The organism is Marisediminicola sp. UYEF4, assembly GCF_040546025.1.
Classification (GTDB): domain Bacteria; phylum Actinomycetota; class Actinomycetes; order Actinomycetales; family Microbacteriaceae; genus Marisediminicola.
Genome location: NZ_JBEPNA010000012.1, coordinates 75,770 through 101,079, shown reverse-complemented (window position 1 = coordinate 101,079; position 25,310 = coordinate 75,770). Strand labels below are relative to the sequence as shown.

Below are 25,310 nucleotides of genomic sequence, written 5' to 3'. Positions count from 1 at the left end.
CAATCGCCTTCCAGACAGGCAACGGCAACGCCTGGACCGGGAACGTGCTGCAAAGCACCGGCGCACTCGTCGCCACCCCTGGACGCGGCTAAGCGTTCTCCACGCGCCGAAGTCGGGCGTCAACAAGCGGCACCAGGGCACACGTCCTGGTGCCGCTTCGCGTTTCATGAGTGTGCCGCGCTAATGTGAGCAGATGATCGACTGCCTCGTCATCGTCGTGGCATACAAGAGCGCCCGTGACCTGCCGGGGCTCATCGAGTCGATTCCGCCGGCGATGAATGACCTGAGTTGGCGCGCCGTCGTGGTTGACAACTACGGCGAAGACGACCTCCGCAATCGGCTCTCTGGGTATGACCACGTCACGGTGATCGACGCCGGTGCGAACCTCGGGTACTCGGGAGGGCTCAATCACGGAATGGCCCACGCCGAGTCATCGCGGTTCGTCCTCTTCCTCAATCCCGATCTTGTGCTCGAACCCGCAGCGGCGTCCGCTCTCCTCAGCGCGTGCGTCACCGCCGGCGTGGTCGCGGCCGTCCCTCTCGTTCTCGCCGAATCCGGAGCCCCGCAGCCTTCCCTGCGACGAGAACCCACTGTGCTGCGATCGGCTGGGGAGGCGGTCTTCGGCGATCGATGGCCAAGGCGCCCGCACTGGCTGGCGGAGATGATTAGGGACGGCGACGCGTATGCGGTGCCGACGCCGGTCGACTGGGCCACGGGGGCCGCGCTCCTCGTGCGGAGCAGCACGATCGAGCTCGTCGGTAAATGGGATCACACCCGCTTCTTCCTCTATTCCGAAGAGACCGACTACAGTCGCCGAATACGGGAGTCGGGGGGCCGAATCCTCTTCACCCCCTCTGCCGTCGTGCGCCACCGCGGAGCAGGGTCGGGCAGCTCGAACCAGCTCGAGGCGCTCTTGTCGGTGAACAAGGTGCGATACTTTCGCAAATGGCATGGACCAACAGCCACTGCCGCATTCTTCGGCGTCGCGGTTTTGCACAACCTTCTGAGGCTGGGCCGGCCCGCAGCACGTGCCAGCCTCACCGCGCTGCTCTCGCCGCGAGCTCGTCGCGCCCTGCCGGGTTCGTCGAGGTGAAGGCGCCCCTCGGCGCCATCGTGATCGCCGCCCACAACGAGGAGGCAGTCATAGCGCGCTGCCTTGCGGCGCTGTCCTCGGTCATCGTGTCGGGTGCAGCGCAGGTGGTTGTGGTGTGCAATGGGTGCGGAGACGACACGGCGGCGATCGCGCGCCAATTCGATTCGGTCGAGGTGGTCGAGCTCGAGGTCGCTTCGAAGGTGGGTGCGTTGCGCACCGGAGATCAGCTCGCGGTCCCCGGCCCGCGCATCTATTTGGATGCGGACGTGGTGATGACGGGCGCGGCGGCGATGGCAGTTCTCAGCCGTCTCTCGACGGGGGGAACACTCGCAGCCCGCCCGCCCATCAGATTCGACTCCACCGGAGCGCGCTGGCCGGTGCGACGATGGTACGAAGTGCGGGAGAGGCTCCCCTCGATCAGTCGGGCCCTGTGGGGTGCTGGCACTTACGCGCTCTCCATTGACGGGAGGGCGCGCTTTGGGGAGTTTCCCGATATTGTCTCCGACGACCTCTTCATCGACAGCCTCTTCTCCGAAGCCGAGACCGACATCGTCGACACTGACCCCGTGATCGTGACGACCCCGCGCAGAACTGGTGACCTGCTCAAGATACTCATTCGGACGTACCGTACTCAGGGTGATGTTCAGCGGGACGATAGCCACATTCCCATCTCACGCGGGCAGCGAGGCCAACTCCGGGATATTCTTGCCCTCGTCCGACGACAGCCGGGCCTCGTTCTCTCCGCCGCCGTCTACGCTGTGCTCATCTTCATCGCGAGGCTGCGAGCCCGCTTTCGGTCGCGTCAGGGCGCATGGGAACGGGACAATAGTTCCCGGTCCACGTAGGAGCCCGTCGAGAAGCTACCTCTGGAGCGTGGAGTCGGTGCTCTGTGCGGTGAAGAATCGCTCGTGCCAGACCTCAAGGGACATGAGCGTCCAGATCCGGTTCTCCTCGTTGAAAGTCCCGCTCTCGTGTCGCTGCAGAAGGTCGCGCACGGCCTTCCGGTCGAACGTCGCGCCCACGAACGAATCCGCTCCCGTAAGCCTGTCCCACATGGAGTCCCGCAGCTCCCCACGGAACCACGCGTCGAGGGGTACGCGGAACCCCACCTTGCGACGGTCGACGACCTCGGCGGGGAGGTATCGGCGCGCGACCTCCTTGAGAATCCACTTCGTGCGGCCATCCCGCACCTTGAGGTCGGACGGCAGGCGGAACGCCAGGTCAACGAGCCGATGGTCGAGCAGCGGCGGGCGAAGCTCGAGCGATGCGGCCATCGACATCCGGTCACCTCGTTCGAGAAGATTATCGGGAAGCCAACTGCGAAGGTCGCCGAGCAGCATTCCACGGATGACATCAGGGTTGCTCGGGTCCATCACGGGTGGTCGGGACTCGACTCCCGCCAGCAGGGCCCGGCGTTCGCTCGAGGTGAATGGTGCGAACCAGGTTCGGAACTGGTCCGCCTGGTGCCGTTCGCCCACCACGCGCAGCCCAATCCTCGCGCGGCCAAGACGGTGCGGGAGATGTCGATCAAGGGCCCCCGCGACCGACGATCGGAGGCCGCCGGGCAAAGTGGAGATCGCAGCCATGGCTTTCGCGGCACGGTACTTGGGGTAGCCGGCAAACAGCTCGTCTCCGCCCTCTCCGGAGAGGACAACCGTCACCTTCTGGCGCGCTGTCTCCGCGAGCCGGTAGACGGCAATGTCGGCAGGCTCTGACATGGGCGCGTCGCGATGCCACGTGAGCTTGGGCCAGAGGTGCTCGAAGTCGGCGGCATCGACGTGGACCTCATGGTGGTCAGTTCCCACGTGATCGCTGACCCGACGTGCCCAAGTCAGTTCGTCGTTGCGCGGATCGCCGAACCCGGCCGCGAAAGTCGTGACCTGATGTTCCGGCTGAACCTCGGCGATTTTAGCGACAATGAGGCTGCTGTCGACTCCTCCGCTGAGATATGCCCCCACCGGGACGTCGGCGACAAGCGCCGATCGGACTGCCGCTGTCACGGCATCGTCCACGGCATCGACCGCCCGCTCGGGCGTCCAGGCTCCTGCCGGATCTGCCGGCGGGGGTTCCCAGTAGCGGGTGAGCAGGACGCGCCCGTCGGCCGTGACCTCGGCGCGATGGGCAGGGGAAAGCTTCGAGATGCCATCGAAGAGGGTGTTCGGCGCCGGGACCGAGCGGCCCAGAAGGTAGGCGTCGAGGCTCGACAAGTCCACGTCGGGTCGTTGGGGGAGGCCGGCGAGAACCGTCTTGACCTCGGAGCCAAAGACGAGTTCCCCCGTTGTGTTCGAGTAGTAGAGGGGGATAACCCCGAGACGATCCCGAACGAGGTGCACGCTGCCGGTGTCGCGGTCGACCAGAGCGAGCGCGAACTGTCCGAGGAGACTCTCGATGAATGAGAGGCCGTGCGCCACGATCCCCGCGAGAATGACCTCGGTGTCACCGTCAGAGGTGAACGGGTAGCTCAGCTGGGCGCGCAATTGGCGGTAGTTGAAGATCTCACCGTTGAAGACGAGGACCCATCGACCGTCCGCGCTGACCATGGGCTGCCGGGATCCCGCGAGGTCGATGATCGAGAGCCGCGTGTGCCCGACGCCGATCCCGCCCTCCTGCCAGAATCCGGAGTCATCAGGACCACGATGGTGGAGGGTCGCGACCATGCCAGCGAGTACCCTCGCGTCGACCTCCGGTTTCGTGAAGCGACGAATCCCCGCGATCCCACACATGACTTCAGCCTATCGGTCCCGTAGATTGCGGCTCCAGCATCCGGTACATTGTGAGCAAAACTATTGGGGCGTCGAGCGCCTCGACGATGGAGGTCACCAGAATGCGCCATCCGCGCGTGCTCATCATCGTCCAGAACCTGCCCGTGCCGCTCGATCGGCGGGTATGGCTCGAGTGCCAGGCGCTTACGGCGCAGGGGTACAGTGTCTCGGTGATCTGTCCGAAGGGCCCGGGCGACCCTCGCTTTGCGATCATCGACGGTGTCGGGATCTATAAGTACCGTCCCGCACCGGATGCGAAGGGTGTGGCGGGCTTCGTGGTGGAGTTCGTCTGGTCGTGGGTCCGAACGGCACTCCTGTCGCTTCGGGTGCGACGGGAGCGAGGTTTCGACGTGATCCAGGCCTGCAACCCGCCCGACACGTACTGGCTACTCGCCCGCCTCTGGCGAGCGCGCGGAGTGCGTTTCGTGTTCGACCAACACGACTTGAATCCCGAGTTGTTCGTGTCGCGGTTCGGTACTCCACAGTCGCTGGGTCAGAGAATCCAATATCGGGGCCTGCTGTGGTTGGAGCGGATGACGTACCGCACAGCGGATCGAGTCATCTCCACGAATGCCTCGTACAAGAAGGTGGCCGAGACCAGGGGAGGCCGAAACCCGGCCACGGTGACCATCGTGCGCAGCGGTCCTGACACCACGGTCATGCGGCCGGTCTATCCCGATCCGGAGTTCAGGGCCGGTGCGGAACACCTTCTCGTCTACCTCGGCATCATGGGGCCCCAGGACAACGTCGAAGTGGTTCTGGACCTTGTCCAAGAACTGGTGCACCGCCGTGGACGCACGGGGGTGCGGGCGGTGGTGATGGGATTCGGCGACTGTCTTGAGGAGCTCAAGGTGAGATCATCCGAGTTGGCGCTGGACGAGTATGTTCTTTTCACCGGCAGGGTGGGCCTCGCGACGATCGCCCAGTACCTCAGCGCGGCCGATATTGGGATCGGCCCTGACGAGAAGTCCCCGCTCAACGATGTGTCGACCATGAACAAGACGATGGAATACATGGCTTACGCGCTTCCTTCGGTATCGTTCGACCTCATAGAAACGCGCATGTCGGGAGGCGATGCCGCGCTTTATATTCCGTCCGGAGATCTCGCCGCGTTCGCAGACGCCGTGGAGTCGCTCCTCGACGACGAACAACGCCGTGTCTCCCTGGGCCTCGCCGCGCGCGATCGTGTCACAACAGAACTCGACTGGCGCGCGCAAGCACAGGCTTATGTCGGTGTGTTCGACGACCTGACGGAAAATGCACCTGACGAGGAAAGGCGAGCAAATTGGCCGTTCCGACCTCGCCCGACCGCTCAATTGGCGGAGGACGGGCCTCGATTCGTCGGGCTCGACCACGGCGAGCTTGGGTCGTTCATTGCCGCACGCGCGCGTCTGGGGGACGGGGTTGGCTGATGATGGGCCAACCCTTCGTGTGGCATACAGCTTCCCCCACACCCTCGGCCGGCCGGGAATTGCGGAGACAGCGCTCCAGCAAATCCTCGGCCTCGAGCGTGCGGGTGTCGCTCTAGCCGTGTTCTGCACCTCGCTCGGCGGGGTCGAGCTGCCGGAGTCGATCGTCGTGCACGAGACCATGGTTTTCGCTGGGCGGCGCGTTCCGCACCGGGCGATCGGGGTGCAACGGGCCTACGATTTCCACGACGTGCGCGTGGCACGATGGCTCCGAGCGAACAACGAGCGCGTCGACATCGTGCATACCTGGCCTCGGGGGTGCCTTCGTACCCTTCAGGAGGCTGCCCTGCTCCACACGGGCGCCGTGCGCGAATCACCGAATCCGCATACCGCAAGCGTCATGAGGGCCTCTGCGGCGGCATCGAAGCACGCAGGGGTCTCCCTGCCCCGCCACCATTCGCATTCTCAGGATGAGCGGGTGCTGATGAAAGAGATCGCGGAGTACGACGCGGCGACCGCCGTCCTCGTCCCTTCCGACTACGCGAGACAGGAGTTCATCGCGGAGGGGTTCGACCCGAGTCGCCTGCTGCAGCATCGCTACGGCTGTGACCTGGTCCGGTTTCCTGCAAGGCTCGAGGCACCCCTCGCTGAGGGCACACAACCCTTCCGCGCTGTGTTCGTTGGACGAGGCGACCCGACGAAGGGACTGCACGTCGCCTTGGACGCGTGGCGGCGAGCGGAAATCGAGAACGGAGAGTTCCTCGTCGCCGGAACGATTATCCCCGAATATCGCCGGGCGCTTGTGGCGGATCTCGAGTCTCCCGGAGTCCGGGAGCTGGGCTTCGTGACCGATATTGCCCGAATTCTGACCGAGAGCGATGTGCTCATCCTCCCGAGTTGGACCGAGGGCAGCGCCTTGGTTATCTTAGAAGCTCAAGCGAGCGGATGCGTCCCGCTCGTGAGCGAGGCGTCGGGGCCGATCGGGGTGGCGGGTGTCGATTACCTCGAACACCGTGTCGGAGACGTCGACGCGCTCGCGGCACAGCTCGCCGAGCTCGCGGTCGATCCACAACGTTTGGGTGACATGTCGGCACGCGGCACGCGGCAGCGCGGCTTCCTCTCCTGGGACCGGGCGACCGAGGCGCTGGTGGGCTGCTACCGACGCGCCATCGCAATGAAGGTCGCTTCCGGCCCGTCGCAAGGACGCCCCTGAGCCGCGCCTCGCCATCGTGGTCGATCCATGGTCTTCGTCGGCAATGCCGAGCTCACCGGTCCATCACGCCCTCCCTGGAGAGAGCGCGATGGAGACGCCAGCCGGGTAGGCGCCTTCCGGCAGCGATGAGGGCTACTGCGCAAATAAGTGCGACGCCGACAATTCCCGCGGCGGCGGCCGGTATCCGGACTGGCCGCTGGTAAACCTCGATGTTCGCGAGGCTTCCATCAAGGCGCACCTTGAGTGCCGATGGGATGCCCCGATTATTCTGGATCAGATCAAGCTGATTGCCGAGTTCCCGGCGCACGACGCCGGCGTCCCGAAGAGCGTCCTCGGCGCTAGCCGACCTCGCGGCGATCCGCATCAACTCGCCGCTGCCAATGACATCGGTGCGCGGCCCCAGGCTTCCGTCACCCACGGCAACCGCATAGTCGGCCACTGAGTCCTCTGCCAGTCTGACCAGCACATCAGGACTTGCCATGATCACCCGCATCAATTCGGAGACGCCTGGTATATCGATCTTGTCGTCGAATTTATTGGGTCCATCCGGTGGGGCGAGAAAAACGATGGTTCCCGTCGCTTCAAATGACGGCCGAGCGGTCCGGGTCGCCAGTCCGCCGAGGGCGAGCACTGCGAGGACGACAGCCACGACGATAGCGGTCCACCGTCGTGACACGCGGGCGAGCGGTGTGCGATATTCAGCCGAGCCGGGGGATCCGGACCGCTGAAACCGCCAGAACGCCCCGACCGAACCGAACATGAGGCATTGAATGCCGAACGCCATCGGAAACCCGAACGAGTCGAAAGTAAACGACAGCACAAAGGTCGCGAACAGCCCGGTCGCCAGGGCGAGTCCCCGATTGCGTTGGAAGCGGTCGTCGCGCGCGTTCCAAGCCGCAATAATCGCTGAGATGATTCCGCCAAGAAACAGGGCCAGCAACGCGGCGATGCCAATCAGTCCCGTTTCGATCGCGGTGGCCAAGAACTGGTTGTCGAGCGTGCGGTAAAGCTCAGGGACGAATGTCCCAAATCCACGTCCGACCCAGGGTGACTCGGCAACGAACGCTGTCACCGCTCGCACATCCTCGAGACGACCCGTGATCGAATTGTCTTCCGCGGCGCCGAAGATGAGGGACCGAATCGTGCCCAGCAGGCCCGGAAGCACAGCCCTGAAGGCAAGGGCAGCGATGACGGCCGCGATGACCAAGGCCCACCTTTGCTTGCCGGTTGCGGTTGCGCCGACGAAAATGAGACCGATGACCATCGCCACCGCGCCCGATCGCGCTACCGTCAAGGGCAGCGACACGAGCATCAGCAAGAACGGGAGCCACTTCCACCACTGAGCCCGCGACGAATGGACTGCCAAGTGACCTGCGATGGGGAGCACCGCGCCGACCACAAAGGCAAACTCGATTGAGTGCACAGCTGTCCCACTCACGCGTGCGAATCCGGATCGCTCGTAGAGGCCGCCGTAGTCCGAGTTCTGGGTCAGGCCCGGAAGATGGAGGACCTGAACGAAATCGAAGCCGGTCGTGAACTGCACGAGGCCCATCACAGCGAGCACCGTGCCGACACCGACGATCGAGTTGAGGAACGCAGTGATCTGCTCCGGCGTGACCATGGTGTCGATCGCGAAGAGAATGACCCCCACACCCGACGCGAGAGTGATCAGCGCTCGTAATGAAGAAGAATACTCGATCACGTTTGTCGGCCGGAGCATGCCGGCGCTGAATCCGATCAACATGGCCACCACGAAGGCCGCGACGAGCCAGTGCATAGGGGTCAGCCCCAGAGGGGTGCGCAAACTCGTCGTCCGGCCGACCAGCCACAGCACGAGGAGAAGAACCCCGAAGATCGTCGCTGGGGTGCCTGCGGCACCGAGTGGCTTGATGACATAAATCGACGGTGAGAACACCAGCAAGCCCATGTAGATCTGGAACACCACGAGCGGCTCGAACGTGCGAACACTCGGAAGGAACCCGACGGTCACCGACTCTGGCCCCGAGGCGTCCGATCACGCCGAGCCATGGGCACCAGCCCCTCTCGCGTCGACCGTCTGCGATCGGCAAGCGCGACGATCGCAAGGAGAAGGGCCATGACCCCGCCGAAGACGATCACGGCGTTGCGGATCGGGTCCTCGAAGCCCACTTCCGGTTCGGGGTCCCGCGAGATGGGGGTGATGGTCACCCATTGGCCTCGCGGAGCGCCGGCGTCCTGCTGCAGTGCCACGAGGCGCCGAGTCATATCTTTGCCGAGCGAATCAAGCGTGTCATACGCCACCTTGGCATCGGTATAGGTGACAGTTATCACCATCAAGGGAGCGGTGATAGCCCGGTCCCTGGTGGCGCCGTACTCGAGGGTGGGGGCGTCCTCGGTGTACTTTCGTTCGGTGGCGCCATCGGTGAGAGACACCGCGAGAATATCCACGGTCTGGGCGACGCCGTTGCCGAGCTGCAAGAACGGGTTTCCGGCGACACCCTTAGTGTCGACGACCGGCGAGAGAAACAGATAGCGGGCTTCGACCGTCTGAGTGTACGGGGTGTACCAGAATGCGGCAGCGCCGCCCACGAGGGCGACCAGGATTCCCGGAATGACTACCCAGCGCCAGCGGGAAATAACGGCCCAGATGCTTGTCAGAGTCATGAATGCGTCGATTCGTGGGTGGCAGGAGTGGCGCAGGCGGATTGAACCGCCTCGACGACGGCGGCCTGAGCCGGACGCCAGGAAATCTGGCCGAGACTGGAGCGGAGCGCGGCCGCCCCGACCGTGTGCTGTCGGTCCACAGCCTCCGCAAGAGCGCCGGCGATGGCCCGCGGGTTCGGCCGTGTCCATGCGACGTGCGCGTTGGCCAGGTCCGCCCTAGTCCCGGTCCAGTCGTTCACTACGGGAACGACGCCCGCCGCAAGGAGCTCGTTGGCGATGAGCGAGATATTGGTGAATGACAACGCCAGGCCCGCTCCGCACTGGTTGTACAGGTCGTTGAGCTTGTCCGGCTCCACGTGTGAGTGAATCGTCGCGGCGAATGGGAGTCGGCGTGCCTCGACCCCAAAGGTGTGAATCTCGATCTCGGGTCGTGCGCGGTTCAGTAGTTCGAGGGCGAGTACTCCGAGTTCGTAGCCCCGACGGGCGGTCCCTGGCTTCGCGTAGAAGACGACGCCTCGGCGCTCGCCGGTGTTCGTCACCCGGTAAGTGGCCGTGTCGCAACCGAACTCGGCGACGATGCTCTCGAGTCCGAATCGGGCCTGCAGCTCGTCGGCGACCATATGCCCGACGGTGATGGGACGGAATCCGAAGCGGTAGGTGTCTTCTGCCAGCTCGTATGCGGAGCCGCGCGGGTAGAAATACGGCTCGAAGTCCTGAATGAGGTAAAACCGCTCTCCGGGGAGGTTCGCATGGCGTGCAAGCACGTGAGCGGTCATCCAGGCGGTTGCCACATAGGCATCCATGCCCCGCATCCCGTTTCGTACAGTCCGCACATCGGCTCTGACCTTTGGCCACCAAGTGCGAATCACGCTCTCGTACTGGCGCGCGTCGCCGCCTTGCCCGTCGTAGACGAAGAGCACGCAGGTGTGCCCTGCCGATTCCAGTGCCTCGACGAACCGAAAGATGGTGGTGTGTCCTCCCGACGCCGGTCCCGGCGGCGTGATCACCCAGCCGATCGTCAGTTTGTCGCCGAAGGGCTTCGGGGCGGCTGGCGGCGGACTCCCCAGGGAGGAGGAATCGACGACGTCATCCGAGAGGAGGTGGAGCGGTTCGCCGAGCGCACCCCAGCGCTCGTTGGCGCGTCGGGTGAGCTTCTCGGCGACTCCAGATATCCCGTGCTGTCGAAAAGCTCGCACGACCTTGCTGGCATTGCTCAAAAGTGGCATGGGTGGATCAGATTCCCCTCGATCGACGAACAGGCGCACCCAGTTCGCGAGTCACCCTGTACAACGCAGCCCAGCCCAACAGCTGGGGAGAGCGCCGCGACCGGACGGGCCCGAGGCGCTCGGCTCGGGCGAAACTGGTCGCCGCGCGGAGTCCGCCCAAGTCGACTCCGAGCCCGCGGGCGAACGACAGGTATCCCTCCGACTCAGGTGTGGCGCCGCGCCCCTTGGCGTACGCCGATACCGTGCGGGAGAGCGCCTCGTTAGCGAGAGCCATCCGTGCCAAACGAAAGAGGCGGGCGTTCTCCGACACGTCCCCCATGCCGTCCTCGAAGAGAAGCCGGAAGGCATCCACACGCTCGTGAAAATCAGTCATGACGTCCACCTGCCTGGCTGAGAGGCTGTCCGGGTGGTCCCGATGCAGGGCTTGGTCGCAGCCGCCGACCCAGCCGACATCCGAGTCGCGTGCGAGGCGAAACCACATCTCCATGTCGTGGGTGTGTGCCAGCGCCCGCTGGCCCCCGACCCTGTCGACAACGCTTGCGCGCATGAGAACCTCGGGGGAGGTGATGCAATTGACGCCCAGCTGGCAGCGTCGCTCGAGCCAGCTCGCTCCGGACCAGATGTCCCAGAATTTCGCGCGGTCACGGTGTGACGCTGGAGCACTCCCGCTGAAGTGGACCGGGTAGCCATAAACCATGCCGACTTGCGGATGCTTCTCGGCGAGGGCCACCGATCGTGCGACAGACCCCGGCGTCAGGAGGTCGTCGGCGTCGAGGCGGATGAGAAACTCCCCGCTAGCCATGGCGAGGCCGTCGTTGAACGCGGCAACCGGGCCGAGATTGTGTGCGTGGGCGATGACTTGCACCCGGGCATCATCCCGCGCGATGCGCCGGGCCACGGCCAGGGAACCGTCGGTTGAGGAGTCGTCGACGACGATAACGTCAATGTCGATATCGCGCTGGTCGAGCGCGCTCGCGATCGCACCGGGTAGAAACCGGGCGTAATTGAAGCAGGGGATGATGACTGTGACGGTTGAGCGACGCTGCGGGCTCTGGCTGATGTGATCGCCTCGCAGGCGTCGCACAATCGGAGCAGACAGCGTTTGCGACATCATGCTGATTCCCCCACCACCGATCTCACTGAGTCTGCGACGTATTCCTGCTGTTCGGGCGTGATCCCGGGGAACATCGGAAGCGACAGAATCTGGTCTGAGTATTCTTCGGCACGGGGGAGCGATCCGTCAATCCCCGCGAGGTGCCGAAACGCGGGAAGTCGGTGGATCGGAGCCGGATAGTGCACCGATGCCCCCACGCCCCTCGAGACGAGCCCAGCGACGACACGGTCACGTTCGGGTGCCCGCACTACGTACAGGTGGAATACGTGTTCGTTGCCTTCAGCCGTGGTTGGGGTCACGATCTGCGGGGTACCGGCGAGCAGTTCGTCGTAGAGCGCCGCTGCTGCCCTTCGCTCACTGTTCCAGCCGTCCAGAAGTGCGAGCTTGGCCGACAGCACGACGGCCTGGATGCTGTCCATACGGGAGTTGACGCCGATCTCGACATGCTCATAGCGGCGGATGCCGCCGTGGTTGCGCAGCTGAGCGATGTGGTGGGCGTACTCCGAGTCGTTCGTCATAACGGCACCGGCGTCACCATAGGCGCCGAGGTTCTTGCCGGGGTAGAAGCTGGTGCCCGCGATATGCCCGAGCGATCCGGCCCGCGCGCCCTGTCGCAGTGCGCCCTGCGACTGCGCCGCGTCCTCCACGATGATCACGCCGGGTCCGACGATCTGCCGGAGTACCTCAACGGGGGCTGTCTGGCCGTAGAGGTGCACGGCCATGATCGCGCGGGTCTTGGATGTGAGATGTTCGGCTACCGAGTCGGGATCGATGAGGTAGTTGTCATCGTTGTCGACGAGGACAATCTCGGCACCGGCGCGCATGACGGCCTCCGCCGTAGCGACGTAGGTGTTTGCGGGCACGATGACTTCGTCGCCGCGTCCGATTCCTGCGGCGCGGAGAGCGAGTTCGAGAGCGTCGGTGCCGTTGCCGACCCCGAGGGCGTGCTGCACCCCGCAGTAGTCGGCGAAATCCCGCTCAAATTGTTCGACTTCTGGTCCGAGTATGAAACCTTGGTGGACCATTACCGCGCTGATTCCCGCGCTGACGACGTCGGCGATTTGACGATGCTGGACACCCAGATCGACTAGTGGCACACTCATCGTTGCTGATCGCATCAGGCATTCCCCTTGTTCATTTGCCAGCTTGTCATGTGTTCACGACGTCCTCGCTGCCGAGATGCGAATCGCTGGCCGTCTCGGTGTCACGCATGCGCTTCAGCCGTCGCCGGATCCAGCGATAGCTCAGAAGTGCATAGGCAGCGGCGCCGAATGCTCCTCCGACGACGAGGACGATCCATTGTTCGGCAATCAGCGCTGACACTAGGATCGCGCCCCCCACGGCGGGTAGCACCATCAAAATGGGCGGCCAGATCGCAGAACCGATCGACGGGAGGCGCGCGCCCACCCGCCGGAGCACGATGAGGTAGGCAGGCGCGACAATGAAGATCGATACGACAACGTGCGCGACTCCCGCGCCGACTATCCCAAACCACGTGGTTCCGAAGTACATTGTGGGCAGCAGCGCCACGATCCAGAGCACCTGCACGACCACGATCGCGCCCGAGGCTCCATGGGCAAGCAGATAGGCGACGAAGACGTCGAAGGTCGCCCTCAGTGCACCGAATAGCGCGAGGACGGCGAGCACAGTGGCCGCCGCCGCCCAACGCTCCCCATAGACGACGTTGACCAGGGGGCCAGCTAGCGTTGCAAGTCCGGCCGCGATTGGCAGCGAGAGCGCCCACGTGAGGGCAACGGCGCCGCCGAGGCTGTGATCGCGAGGCAGGTGCAAAGTTCGCGCGAACATCGGCATCGCGACGGACCGTACCACCTGCCCGACGGCTGTCATCGGCCATGCGGAGATGTTGAATGCCAACACGTAGAGCCCCAGCGCGACCGGGCCAAGTAGGATCGCGATGACGACTTTGTCGATTCCCAGAAGCGCCCAGGACAGCACATTGGCGGCAGAGACGGGCACACCGAATCGGAGGATCGAGCCGATCTCCGCGCGGTTGAAGCCGTACCGCGGGCGCTCGCCTGAGAGAGCAAACTGAAGAATCAGTGACCCCACCTGAGCGACGACCCGACCAACGGCGAGGGCCATGACCCCCCAGCCCGCGGCCACAAGGAGCAGCGTTATCGTCGTGCTGACCACAAAGTCGATGATCCCGATCAGGAATAGGGTTTTTTGGTCAAATCGTCGCTGAAGCATCGCAAATGGGACGACGCCCGCACCCGCCAGGAGGAGGGTTGTCGCGAGCACGCTGATCGCGGGAGCCGCGGACGGGCTTCCGAGTGCGGTAGCGACGGCGGGTGCGCTGAATGCCATCGAGAGCGTGAGTATGGTTCCGGTGACCAGGCCGAGCGAGGCCACAGTCGGCGCCCTGGGCGCCGGGTTGCGCGCTCGGATGAGGTCTGCGCTCAACCCGAAGTCGGCGACGGCCATGAGAACGCCTTGTACGGTCAGCGCGACGGCGTACACGCCGAACTGCTCAGGTGTGAGCAGCCTCGCGAGCACGATTCCGACAAGCACGCCACCGAGCCTCAACAGCAGATTGCTCCCGGAGCTCCACATCACCCCTCGACGTACCGTGCCGTGCAGCTCTTCACCGTCGGTCTTCATGATGGCCCCCGGCCGGTGGCGCGGTCGACTTCCTCCTGAGCATGGAGGTGCGCACCCTGCGCGAGCCCATGACGGTCTTGTACTTTGCGAGTTCAATCGCGGATTGCCCGAGAGACAAGGACTTGGCTGCCGCTACCGTCGGTGCGTCCACGGCGGTTCGATAGATCTCCTCGAGACGTGACGACGCGCTGAGGAGGCTGAATCGTTCGACGGCGATAGAACGGCCGAGCGCCCCGAGACGGCTTCGGTGGTCCTCGTTGTCGAGCAGCTTACGGAGTTCGCGGATCAGATCTGACGTTCCACCCCCGCCGTGACCGAACCAGCCCTGCTCAAGGAATATCGGGAGCGAGCTCTCGTCCAGCAGGCGCCAGAACCCACCACTGCCTTGGACGACGAGTGGCTTACCAAAAGCAATCGACTTGATAGCGGACCCACCCATGCCGAACATGATGTCCGCCGCGTCGTAGGCCTCCCGCGGGTCGAGCAGACGCCCGGTGACGATCACGGTCTCAGCTCCGCGTCGTGAGTTGACCGCATTCGCGCGGGCGCGGACCTGCTCGAGTCCCTCCCCGTCGCCCACTATGAGAAGCCGGACGGGGTGACTGTCCGCGAGCGTATCGACGGTATCGATCGCGGCCAGAACACCCTGCACCTTCTCGTGTTCCGTCACCAGACGACAGACGACAGAGATGACAATTTCGTCAGTGCGGAATCTCCATCGACCTCGCGACGTCACAGCATCCGTCGGTGAATTTGTCGTCGTGTCCACCGGGGGCTCGATGAGTTGGAGATCGGGGCGCAACCCGATCTGAGTCGCGATCAGGTTCCGTGTACCGAGGATGAGCGGGAGGTGGGTCGGAATATGGGCGGGAACGTCCATCGACATGACCGACACCACCAGTGGGGTGCGTCGTAGCAGGTGGGAGCCGAAGGCGAGTTCGACCGCGGGCCCCCACTCGTAGGCGTGCGCGACATCGATGGCACGCTCCCGGACGAGGCGGTCAAGCGCGACCATATTCCGCATCGATGGCCATGAGTGGGCGACAGGGGCGCGAGCGACCTCCAAGCCCCAGGCACTCGCTAGTTCGACGAGCTCCCCGTCCGGCGCAAACACGACCAATTCATGCCCTTGATCACCCATCTGGCGGGCGAGTTCCAGGGCGTTCATCTGACTCCCGCCCATCTCCATCATGTGGGGATACACAAGTACCTTCATCGCGGAATCTCGGAGGTCGCGAAGTCTGGCCGAGCCGGCACGCCGTACCATGTCTGGGCAGACGGCATGTCGCGTGTCAGGACGGCACCCATTCCCAGCACGGCGTCGGCACCGATGTGCACACCCTCGCGAACACTCGAGCTCATCCCGAGGTAGGCGCGTTCACCCACGGTGACGCCCCCTCCCAAGGTCGTCCCAGCGCACAGCGTGACGAAGGATCCGATCACGTTGTCGTGCGTGAGCGTGACGTGCGGCATGGCGACAACGTGTCTGGCAACGGTGACGTCTGTCGTAAGGACTACCCCAGCGAGAAGGATGCTCCCGTGCTCCACTGAGCAGGTCGGAGGGACCTCAACCGACTCATGTACGACTGTCGCGTAGTCGTCATCCCGATAGCCGAGGGCACCCAGTCGACGCGCAATGCCCTCACGGTGGATACCCTTGCCCGCGCACAGAACCAACTGGGCACCAGAAAAATCTTCGGCCGCATGAATGCCGCCGAAGATCGGCAGACCGCTGAGCGTGGTTCCCCACTTCGCCTCGTCGTCGTCGACGAAGCCGATTACGCGGTCGTGGCCCGCCGAGCGGATGACCGCAAGTACTTCGCGCGCCAGCCCGCTTGCCGCGACGAGAATCAGGTCAGCCATTTGCCGGAACCGCGGCTGGTGCGAGCAGGACATCAATGACCGAGCGCTGATCCTCCTCGCTGAGCTGGTGGTAGACCGGCAGGATGAGGGTCTGTTCGGTCAACCGCTCGGTCACCGGAAGCGGACCCCGGATCGACACGCCACCCGCATAAGGGGGCTGGCGATGGGCCGCCATGATTCCTCGACGCGCAGAGATTCCCTCGTCGGCAAGCTTGAGAAGGAGCTCCTCGCGGTTGAGCGGGTACTCGTTTCCGATTTCCACCCACAGCGACTGGAAATTGCACGTCCCGTGAGCCGGGTCGGTGAGCAAGCGCAGTCCGGGAATCGTGGTGATCGCCGCGGCGTACGCGGACGCGATCTCACGGCGCCGTTCCACCATCGCGGGGAGCTTGCCGAGTTGCACGATTCCGACCGCGGCCTGCAGGTCGGTCATCCGGTAGTTGAAGCCGACCTCTTCATACACCTCGGGCGCGGACACCAGCTCGCTGTGGCGGTCCGCTGCTGACACGCTCATTGAGTGTTCACGGAGCCGTCGCGCCCGGGCAGCCCACTCAGGCCGGCTCGTGGTGAGCATTCCGCCCTCGCCCGTGGTCAACACCTTGCGAGGGTGGAATGACCACGCGGTGAGTTCCGCTCCCGCACCGACAGGGCGACCCTTGTAGCGTGATCCTGCGCCGCATGCGGCATCCTCGATCACGGTGATGCCGCGAGGATCGCACAACGCGCGGATGGGGTCGAGGTCGACGGGGGTCCCACCCTGGTCGACGACGATGACGGCGCGGGTGCGGTCGGTGAGAGCAGCGGCGATTGTCTCCGCTGTGACGTTGCCGGTTGCCGCCTCAACGTCGGCAAACACGGGAATGGCGCCGACATAGGTCGGCGCGTTCGCGGTGGCGATGAACGAGAACGACGGAACGACTACTTCGTCGCCCTGTTCTACCCCGGAAACAACCAGCGCGAGGTGCAGCGCTGTCGTGCAGTTGGACGTGGCGACCGCATGGGCCGCATCCATCGCCGTGGCGAAGGCCTCTTCGAAGGCAGCGACGCGCGGCCCTTGCGCGACCCAGCCGGAGCGGATAACCGAGGCGACGGCTTCGATTTCCTCGTCACCGAGCCACGGGATCATGACGTTGACGCGACCCATTAGTTCACACCCGCCGGCAGCCAATTACGGACTTCAACCTGGTCGATCATCTCGGGCGACTCATGTTGACGTTCACGGAACCACTGTGTGAGCTCCGTGATGCCCTCGGCAAAGCTGATCCGCGGAGCGAATCCGGTCAGCTCGTGGGTGTGGGACGGATCCCCGATGAGTCGACGCACGTCACCGGGCCGCGCCTCGAGGTGCTCGGCGGTGAGATCGGGCCGTCCCACCGTGTCGGCGACGACCGTGCAGAGCTCGTTCATCGAGATCTCGGTGCCCGAACCCAGATTGAAGGTCTCGCCGCTGACCCCGTCGGCGTCCCCGAACAGTGCGAGCGCCGTGGCGGTGTCGGACACGTGCATGAAGTCGCGTGTCTGTTCTCCGTCTCCGTAGATTACGGGCCTCTGACCCGAGAGCATCCGAACGATCGTCCGCGGCAGAATTTCGCCGCTGTCGCCCTCGAAGTGGCTACGAGGACCGTATGTGTTGAACGGCCTGACCACGACGGTGTCCATGCCGTAGGTGCGGAAGTATGCCCGCGCGTAGGCCTCCCCGGCGAGCTTGCCTCCGCCATAGACGGTCTCCGGCCACGTAGGGTGGCGTTCGTCCATCGGAGCGTACTGGGCGGTGCCGAAGACCTCACTCGTACTCACGTAAACAAAGCGCCCAACACCTCGCTCGCGTGCCTCTTCGAGCATCTGCAGCGAACCCTCGGCATTGACGCGGTGGTTCTCGAACGGGTCGTGCAGGCTGTGGCGAACTCCCAGGCATGCGAGGTGGTAGACGACCTCGGCGCCGTTCATGGCGGCCGCGCGCGCGTCGGCACTGCGGATGTCTCCGACAGTGAGGGAGAATCTCGCCTCGCCGTGGAGATGAGCGAGGTTGTCCTCCGTGCCGTTGGTCAGGTTGTCGAGCACACGCACTTCGGCGGCGCCTCGGGCGAGCAGGGTGTCGACCAAGTGGCTTCCGATGAAACCGGCGCCACCGGTCACGAGAATGCGGGATCCGGAAATCGATGTCATGAAGCTACCTCCAGGGCGTTCAGTTCGGAGTGGACTACCGATGCAGTTCCGGCATTCGCAAGGCTGCGGGTCGCGGCATCGAGCACGGACAGCACACGCAGGCCCGCCGAGCCGTCGGTACGCGGAGTCCTGTGCTCGGCGATCGCGTGCGCGAATTCGGTAGCCATTGACGAAAGAGCCTCAGTCTCCGGGAGCGCGGGCGACCAGGTGTCGCCCAGCCGGTAGGAGACCGATGCGGCGGCGCGTTCGGCGCTCGACAACGATTCGCGGCTGATTTCCACGCCGCGGTCATAGACGCTCAAGCGCTGCTGCGGGTTGAGATCGTCCCAGACGAGCGTGCGCTTCGTGCCTCCGACGACCATTTGTCGGATCTTGGTGGGGCTGAGCCAGTTCACGTGCACGTGGGCGATGGCTCCGTCGCCGATCGGCATTGAGAGATACCCGATGCAGGATTTGCCGGTGCGGAGCGGGTCGGCCCCCTGAGCAGACACGGTCTCGGGGGCGAGCCCGCCTGGCAGGATGAAGTCGATGATCGAGAGGTCGTGTGGGGCGAGGTCCCAGAAGACATCGACGTCCGGCTGGATCAGTCCGAGGTTGATCCGCACGGAGTCGATAAACAGGACCTCACCAAGCGCATCGTCCGCGATGAGTTCCTGGATCTTCATCACTGCGGGGGTGTAGCAATAGGTGTGGTCGGTCATCAGTACGAGGCCGAGCTCTGCCGCCACCGCCACCATTTCGGCGCCCTCGGTGCGGGAGGGAGCAAGTGGCTTTTCGACCACGACGTGTTTGCCTGCTCTCAGGGCCGCGAGCACGATCGCATGATGGGTATTCGCCGGGGTCGCGACCGCGACGGCGTCGATGCTCGGGTCCGCGAGCACATCGTCGAGGCTCGTCACGACGGCGACGCCGCCGACCAGGTCAGAGACCCGCTGCGCGCGATCTCGATCGAGATCGCACACAGCGGCGAGATCCCACTCCCGGCTGCTGCGGAAGTTTCGCGCGAGATTGGGGCCCCAATACCCGGCCCCGACCACGGCAACATTCAGTTTTTTCGTCATGGATCCCCCAGATGTACAAGAAACGTTACTCAAGGATTGGCAGCAAACAAAGCGTCGACCCAGAAGTTGTGGGTGGTCACCGTGCCGGGATAGTTGGTGCTGTAGGTGTAGGCACCACCAGGGGCAAAGGTGGTCAGCGGGCCGCTTGAGATCGTTGCGGAAAGACCGTTCAGGTCGACGGCGTACCGGCCTGTTGTCGAGTGCAGGCTCACCCGATATTCGACCCCGGGCACGATCGCGACGGCCGTGCTCAGCATGGCCACCTGCCACCCGCTTGCCGTCTCGTTGGTGAAGGAGATCTGAGCGAGGCGCTGTCCAGCGGCGTTCCACAGGTAGCCCGTGTGGGTACCCGTGTTCAGCGCGCCTTTGTAATACCGGATGCCGGTGATGGTTCCGGCGACCGACGTTTGGAATCGTGTGCCGACCTGCACCGCGTTCGGGTCGTCCCAGTTCGCGTTCACTGGCGTGCTGTTCTCGGGGAAGATCGTCGTCACCGCGACGGTCGGTGGCACCGCCGCGGTCGTGAACGACCACCCTCCTCCGGTGAGCGCGGTCCCGTCGATCAGAATTGCCGCCGTGTAGGAGGCGCTCCACGCCAGCGGCGTGCTTGGGGTGAAGGTGAGGGTGCCTGCCGTGGCGTTCCAGTTTGTTGCTCCCGCGACCGCGCCGGAGGGACCGGCGAGTGCGAGTGTTGGCGTTCTGGTGCCGACGTTCGCGAGTTGCGCGGTCACGGTTGTGGTCGGGGCGACACCGGTCGCTCCGCTCGCGGGTGTCGTCGAGGTCACGGTTACGGCGGTCGGTGTGGCCGCGGCGGTCGTGAAGCTCCAGGCGCTGCCGGCGAGCACGGTGCCATCGATGGACACGGTGGCCGTGTAGGTGGTGCTCGCGGTGAGGGCCGTGCTTGGGGTGAAGGTGAGGGTGCCTGCCGTGGCGTTCCAGTTTGTTGCTCCCGCGACCGCGCCGGAGGGACCGGCGAGTGCGAGTGTTGGCGTTCTGGTGCCGACGTTCGCGAGTTGCGCGGTCACGGTTGTGGTCGGGGCGACACCGGTCGCTCCGCTCGCGGGTGTCGTCGAGGTCACGGTTACGGCGGTCGGTGTGGCCGCGGCGGTCGTGAAGCTCCAGGCGCTGCCGGCGAGCACGGTGCCATCGATGGACACCGTGGCCGTGTAGGTGGTGCTCGCGGTGAGGGCCGTGCTTGGGGTGAAGGTGAGGGTGCCTGCCGTGGCGTTCCAGTTTGTTGCTCCCGCGACCGCGCCGGAGGGACCGGCGAGTGCGAGTGTTGGCGTTCTGGTGCCGACGTTCGCGAGTTGCGCGGTCACGGTTGTGGTCGGGGCGACACCGGTCGCTCCGCTCGCGGGTGTCGTCGAGGTCACGGTCACGGCGGTCGGCGTAGAGGTTGTCGTCGTGAAGGTCACATCCACGAAGTAGTTCGTCGCATTCCAGGTCCCGGTCGGGTACCCGCCGGCCGAGCCGTACAGGTAGCGCCCGTTGTTCGTTGTATCCGCGGTAAGCGGGCCACTGGTTCGCTGCGTGGTGAAGTAATTGGCCGTCGCCGCGTATCGCCCCTGGGGTGCAAGGTAGGAAACGACATATCGTGATCCAGCCGCCAGGTTGACGGGGGACGCGAAGGACGCACTCTGCCATCCGGTCGCCGTCTCGCCGGTGAAGGTCACGGAGGCAAGACGCTGCCCTGTGGCAGACCACAGGGATCCGACGTGCGTGCCGCCGTTTCCTGAGCCTTTGTAGAAGCGCACGCCGGTCGCCTGACCAGCCTGGGAGACAGTGAATGCCATGCCCAGTTCGACCGCGCTGGTGTCGGCTTCCGCGGCAACCTGCGGGGTCTGGGTCCCCAGGAGCGTGAATACCTCCCCGCCCGAGACCGGGGCCGCTGCGGTGGTGAACGACCAGTTTCCGCCAGCGACCGCTGATCCACCGATCGTCACCGCTGCCGTGTATTGAGTGGACCAAGCCAGTACCGCGTTCGGGGTGAAGCTCACGGTCCGCGTCTGGGCGTTATAGGTCGAGACACCCGCCACGCCTCCCGCGGCGCTGGTGAGGGCGAGGGCTGGAGTTCCGGTTGCGCTGTCGGCCGACAGCCCCGCGGACACCGTGATGGAGGGTGTGACGTTGGTCTGCCCTGCGGTCGGACTGGTCGAAGTGACAGAAACCGGTACCGGTTCCACCGTGCCGCCGGTCACGAAGACGATATCGACGAAGTAGTTCGACGCGTTCCACGATGCGGTGGGGAATCCGCCTGTCGAGCCATAGCGGTAGCGACCGTTTGAAGTCGTGTCGGCGGTGATCGGGCCGTTGGTGCGCGGGGTGTTGAAGTAGTTGCTCGTGAGCGCGTATCGGCCGTTCGGAGCGAGGTAGGAGACGACATATCGCTGGCCGACGGTCAGAGTGACGGGGGATTGCAGGTTCGCGGTTTGCCAACCCGTGGCCGTCTCGTTGGTGAAGGTCACCGAAGCGAGGTTCTGGCCGGCCGACGACCAGAGAGTGCCGCGGTGGGTGCCCGAGTTGCCGGTGCCCTTGAAGAAGCGGATGCCGGTCACCGTCCCAGGCTGGGACACGGTGAACGCCATGCCCAGCTCGACCGCGTCGGGATCGGTCGAGGCGGCCGTCGTTGGCGCCTGGTCTCCGAGCAGGGTGAATTGACCGGTCGTCGTGGTGGTGGCCGCCGTTGTGAACGAGAAGCTGCCGCCCGTCACGGGCGTCCCAGCGACCGCAACCTGCGCCGTATATGGCGTCGAGGCGGCGAGGGGAGAGCTGGGAGTGAAGGTGATCGTGCGTGTCGTCGCGTTCCAGCCCACCGTGCCGATCACCGGCCCGGCCGACGACGAGACCGTGAGCGTCGGCGGTTCCGAAGGCGCCGCGGACAGAACGGCGGAGACAACAGCCGACTGCGGGACTTCGGTCTGCCCCGCAGTCGGACTGCTCGAGACAACGCTCAACGGAGTCGGCGTGCCCGAGGAGGCGAAGACCACATCGACGAAGTAGTTCGTCGTCGATGTGGAGGTGGGGACGCCGTTGCCGTAGGTGTACAGCCCTGCCGAAGTTCCGACCGCGAGTGGTCCCCGCTCGAAGCCGGCACCGGTGAAAGCTCCGACCGTCGAGGAGTACGCGCCAACGTTGGCGCGATAAGAGGCGACATAGTCGCTACCGGCCTGAACCGCGATCGGCTGGGCGAAGTTGACGAACTGCCACCCCGACGCTGACTCGTTAGAGAACGTGGCGGTGCCGAGCGACTGACCAGACGCGGTCCACAGCGTTCCCGTGTGGGTGCCGGTATTGCTCAGGCCCTTGTAGAACTTCATCCCCGTGATTGTGCCGGTGGATAGAGCGGTGAATCGCACGCCGAGCGTCACCGGTCCGGGGTCAGCGGTTTCAAGCACTGTGGGAACCGCTCCGGGGAACAGGCTGCAGGGGCAGTCGCCGACGGCGCGGGTGTCGACCGTTGTGAACGACCAGGTCCGGCCCGTGACGAGAGAGCCGCCGGTCGACGCGACGGCGTCGAGAGTGACCGTGTAGGTCGTGTTCCCCGCCAACGCTGCGCTCGGGGTGAACTGCACGGTGCGGGTAGTGGCGTTGTAGCTGGTGGTGCCGACCACGTTTGTGCCCGCCGGGTTGGCAACGGTCGCGGTGACCGAGTTGGCCACGACCGGGCTGGAGAACGCCGCGCTTACGTCGGTGTTCACCGGCACGTCTTTCATACCCGGTTGTGGCCACTGCGTGGTCGCTGCCAGCGGTGTGGTGTCGACCGAGTCGAAGAGCGCGTCGACGAAGTAGTTCGAGTTCTCAAACGATTCGCTCGGGAACTGTCCCGCCGTTCCGTACACACCGGGCAACGGCTGCCCGAACGGTTTTGTGACGGAGAGCGGGGAAGTAGTGGTTGCCGAGTAGGGCCAGTAGTACCTCTCGAGTGAGTAGCGTCCTCGGGGCGCGGTGTACGAGACGACATACGTCTGGCCAGCAGCGACAGCCACGGCCGACGAGAACTTCGCCGTCTGCCAGCCGGCTGCGGTCTCTCCGGAGAACGTCACGGTGGCGAGGCGCGTTCCCGCTGAGCTCCACAGTGAGCCCGTGTGAACGCCGAGGTTCGCGGCGCTCTTGTAGAACCGCACTCCGGTGACGAACCCGCCGACCTCCGGGCTGAAACGAAGCCCCAGCTCGACGGCGGCTCCGTCGCCGGAGTCCACCACCTTGGGAACGTCGTTCCCGAACGCGCTGTACGGGCCGGGCACAGACAGGACGACGGATGCGGGGGTGGAGGGATAGTTGGCGCTGTCGTCAATTGCGCGCACGCGTATCGATTGTGTTCCGCTGCCGCGCTGACCGTAACTGTAGCTCCAGTTTGTGGTGCCCTGGGCCGGGTGCCAACGTGCCCCGCCATCGGTGGAGACCTCGACTCCGGCCACTACGCCGCCCACGTCAGCCGCGGTGCCCGAGACAGTGACGAGCGATCCGTTCGAGATCGTGGAGTTCTGGGCCGGCGAGGTGATGGACACCGTGGGGGGTGTGCGGTCCGAGCTGGCCTGCGTAGCGACGAGCCCACTCATGAGAGTGCTGGGCTGGGCGCCCATATCGGCGAACAGGTTCACCTGGGCCTGCTGCATCCGGCTGTCGGCGGGCGCACCATCCCCGTCGTGCGTCTGGTCGAGGCCCCACGACCACTGGATGCTGCCCGTGGAGAACACGAGCGCGCCGCTCCGGGCTCGATACAGGGTCGTGTTGTGCGTGGTCGTGCCCGGGCGAACGATCGATCCGTAGTCCTGGAGATATTCCGGGGCGTAGCCCGTCGTTGTCGACAGTCGGATCAAACCCTCGGGTCGGAAGCCGTTATCGATGTCTTCGTTCGACTCGTATCCGACCGTGGAGCGAGCCAGTTCGGCTTTGGTGCCGGTAGCGAGGGAGGTGAGGGAGGTGTTGCGCCAGAGCCGAGTCTTTCCCTCGGCGGACGACACCGTCACCGGCAGATCCACAGAGTTCACCATGTACATGGTGCCGGTGAGATTGTTCTCGGGCCGGCCCGCGCCGGCCGACTGGGGGGCGAAGCGCGGGTCCCGCGAAGTGCCGGTCCACTCGGGCGAGGGGTCAATCTTCGCATTGCTCAACGTTTCCTTATAGGTGACGAGAGTGCGGTACGCGGTGCCCTCCGACGGCGACGGTTCGTAGCGCATTCGCCAGTAGCCCTCGTTGCCGGTGAGGAACTGAAGGTTGACGCCGGCGTCGCGGGCGGCCTCCATGTTGGCCCGCTGCGCACCGGACCAGTACTCGTCGTGTCCAACGGAGAGAAAGACTCTGTGTTTGAGCAGGTTCGCACCGTTGCGGTCGGTGTCGATTCCGCTCGCGTAACTGACGTCGTAACCGTTGCGTTCGATGAATCGAACCATGGCGTACTCGCCGCTGAAGTAGAAGTCGCGTGCGGTCAGCCCGGACCGCGTGGCGAAGGGCCGGTTGTAGCTGACCTTGTAGGCACGTCCGTTCTGCCCGCCGCCGTAGGTGCTTGCCCCGCCGTAGGAGTTGTACGCCTGCCACGTCGGGTCCGACGTCTGGAAGAGGATGTCGGAGGTACTCGAATCGTCACGCACGACAAAGGTGATGTGGCTCCTGGCGGCCCCACCGCCGCGGCTGAGCAGGGCGATGTAGACACCGGAGACCGCATCGGAGGGAACGTTCCACGAGGCAGACACACGCCATGTGCCGCAGTCGTAGAGGGCGGTAGCGGCCTCCGTGAGGCACTCGGGCTGGTTCTGTGGAAGGGGAACGGACGGGGTGACGGCGGTGATGAAGCGGGCACCGAGGCCTTGGTAGTACCCGGTCCGGTAGATGTCGATGGTGTACGACGAGGCATTCGTGTCGATCTTGAAGTCGATGCGGCTGCCGACATTGACACTGATGTCGGTCGCGAACCCCTGGATCGACGAGTCGCCGGCGCCGTCGATGTCCCACACATTGGGGCTCGTGCCGGGCTTGCTGTTCTCGCACGCGATGACGGTCGCGTCCGGCCCACAGTGGCCGACTGCGCTGGCCACGGTGCCGAACGCGAACACGGACCCCAGGAGGGCGAACACCGCCACTGTCGCTGTCGCGACCCGCATCCTCAATCGATTCGACATTCTTCTTGTTGCATCCACG

Annotated in this window: 17 protein-coding genes; 4 read left to right on the top strand and 13 right to left on the bottom strand. The window is 64.9% G+C overall.

All coding sequences use genetic code 11. The features are described from left to right. Positions 1–193: 193 nt before the first annotated feature. Positions 194–1,093: a glycosyltransferase gene (locus ABIB15_RS11505; RefSeq protein WP_354478528.1), complete on the top strand. Its 900-nt coding sequence runs from the start codon at positions 194–196 to the stop codon at positions 1,091–1,093. After that, positions 1,090–1,938: a glycosyltransferase gene (locus ABIB15_RS11500; RefSeq protein WP_354478525.1), complete on the top strand. Its 849-nt coding sequence runs from the start codon at positions 1,090–1,092 to the stop codon at positions 1,936–1,938. The genes ABIB15_RS11505 and ABIB15_RS11500 overlap by 4 nt, the downstream gene beginning before the upstream one ends. Before the next feature lie 15 nt (positions 1,939–1,953). Here the strand turns inward: ABIB15_RS11500 and asnB are convergent, their stop codons facing one another. Beyond that, on the bottom strand, positions 1,954–3,816 hold the full coding sequence (asnB, locus tag ABIB15_RS11495; RefSeq protein WP_354478522.1) for an asparagine synthase (glutamine-hydrolyzing): 1,863 nt from the start codon (positions 3,814–3,816) through the stop codon (positions 1,954–1,956). A gap of 50 nt (positions 3,817–3,866) precedes the next feature. Here asnB and ABIB15_RS11490 point away from each other — a divergent pair, with 50 nt between their 5' ends. Further along, complete coding sequence (locus tag ABIB15_RS11490; protein WP_354478520.1) at positions 3,867–5,267, top strand: glycosyltransferase family 4 protein; 1,401 nt, start codon at positions 3,867–3,869, stop codon at positions 5,265–5,267. Between the two features lie 19 nt (positions 5,268–5,286). Beyond that, the gene (locus tag ABIB15_RS11485; protein WP_354478518.1) at positions 5,287–6,477 is read left to right on the top strand and encodes a glycosyltransferase family 4 protein; all 1,191 of its coding nucleotides are present in this window, start codon (positions 5,287–5,289) and stop codon (positions 6,475–6,477) included. Between the two features lie 52 nt (positions 6,478–6,529). Here the strand turns inward: ABIB15_RS11485 and ABIB15_RS11480 are convergent, their stop codons facing one another. The 12 genes from ABIB15_RS11480 to ABIB15_RS11425 are packed head-to-tail and all read right to left on the bottom strand — an operon-like array spanning position 6,530 to position 25,273. Then, positions 6,530–8,419: an O-antigen ligase family protein gene (locus ABIB15_RS11480; RefSeq protein ID WP_354478516.1), complete on the bottom strand. Its 1,890-nt coding sequence runs from the start codon at positions 8,417–8,419 to the stop codon at positions 6,530–6,532. Between the two features lie 44 nt (positions 8,420–8,463). Then, complete coding sequence (locus ABIB15_RS11475) at positions 8,464–9,120, bottom strand: GumC domain-containing protein (protein ID WP_354478514.1); 657 nt, start codon at positions 9,118–9,120, stop codon at positions 8,464–8,466. Continuing rightward, positions 9,117–10,346: a rhamnosyltransferase WsaF family glycosyltransferase gene (locus tag ABIB15_RS11470; protein WP_354478511.1), complete on the bottom strand. Its 1,230-nt coding sequence runs from the start codon at positions 10,344–10,346 to the stop codon at positions 9,117–9,119. Before ABIB15_RS11470 ends, ABIB15_RS11475 begins: the two co-directional genes overlap by 4 nt. Before the next feature lie 7 nt (positions 10,347–10,353). Then, a complete protein-coding gene (locus ABIB15_RS11465) occupies positions 10,354–11,460 on the bottom strand; it encodes a glycosyltransferase family 2 protein (protein WP_354478509.1) in 1,107 nt (368 codons plus the stop codon). Next, positions 11,457–12,563 (bottom strand): DegT/DnrJ/EryC1/StrS family aminotransferase, encoded by a 1,107-nt coding sequence (locus tag ABIB15_RS11460; protein ID WP_354478536.1) that lies wholly within the window; start codon positions 12,561–12,563, stop codon positions 11,457–11,459. The genes ABIB15_RS11465 and ABIB15_RS11460 overlap by 4 nt, the downstream gene beginning before the upstream one ends. A gap of 46 nt (positions 12,564–12,609) precedes the next feature. Continuing rightward, positions 12,610–14,082: an oligosaccharide flippase family protein gene (locus ABIB15_RS11455; protein WP_354478506.1), complete on the bottom strand. Its 1,473-nt coding sequence runs from the start codon at positions 14,080–14,082 to the stop codon at positions 12,610–12,612. Further along, complete coding sequence (locus ABIB15_RS11450; RefSeq protein WP_354478533.1) at positions 14,066–15,265, bottom strand: glycosyltransferase; 1,200 nt, start codon at positions 15,263–15,265, stop codon at positions 14,066–14,068. Before ABIB15_RS11450 ends, ABIB15_RS11455 begins: the two co-directional genes overlap by 17 nt. Positions 15,266–15,294: 29 nt before the next feature. After that, on the bottom strand, positions 15,295–15,945 hold the full coding sequence (locus tag ABIB15_RS11445) for a NeuD/PglB/VioB family sugar acetyltransferase (RefSeq protein WP_354478503.1): 651 nt from the start codon (positions 15,943–15,945) through the stop codon (positions 15,295–15,297). After that, on the bottom strand, positions 15,938–17,089 hold the full coding sequence (locus ABIB15_RS11440; RefSeq protein ID WP_354478501.1) for a DegT/DnrJ/EryC1/StrS family aminotransferase: 1,152 nt from the start codon (positions 17,087–17,089) through the stop codon (positions 15,938–15,940). The genes ABIB15_RS11445 and ABIB15_RS11440 overlap by 8 nt, the downstream gene beginning before the upstream one ends. After that, positions 17,089–18,111 carry a dTDP-glucose 4,6-dehydratase gene (locus ABIB15_RS11435; RefSeq protein ID WP_354478498.1) on the bottom strand — a complete coding sequence of 341 codons (1,023 nt, stop codon included), beginning with the start codon at positions 18,109–18,111 and terminating at the stop codon, positions 17,089–17,091. The genes ABIB15_RS11440 and ABIB15_RS11435 overlap by 1 nt, the downstream gene beginning before the upstream one ends. Next, the gene (locus tag ABIB15_RS11430) at positions 18,108–19,172 is read right to left on the bottom strand and encodes a Gfo/Idh/MocA family protein (RefSeq protein WP_354478495.1); all 1,065 of its coding nucleotides are present in this window, start codon (positions 19,170–19,172) and stop codon (positions 18,108–18,110) included. The genes ABIB15_RS11435 and ABIB15_RS11430 overlap by 4 nt, the downstream gene beginning before the upstream one ends. 29 nt (positions 19,173–19,201) lie before the next feature. Further along, entirely contained in the window at positions 19,202–25,273 is a 6,072-nt protein-coding gene (locus ABIB15_RS11425) for a DUF4082 domain-containing protein (protein WP_354478493.1), read from the bottom strand. Between the last annotated feature and the right edge of the window lie 37 nt (positions 25,274–25,310).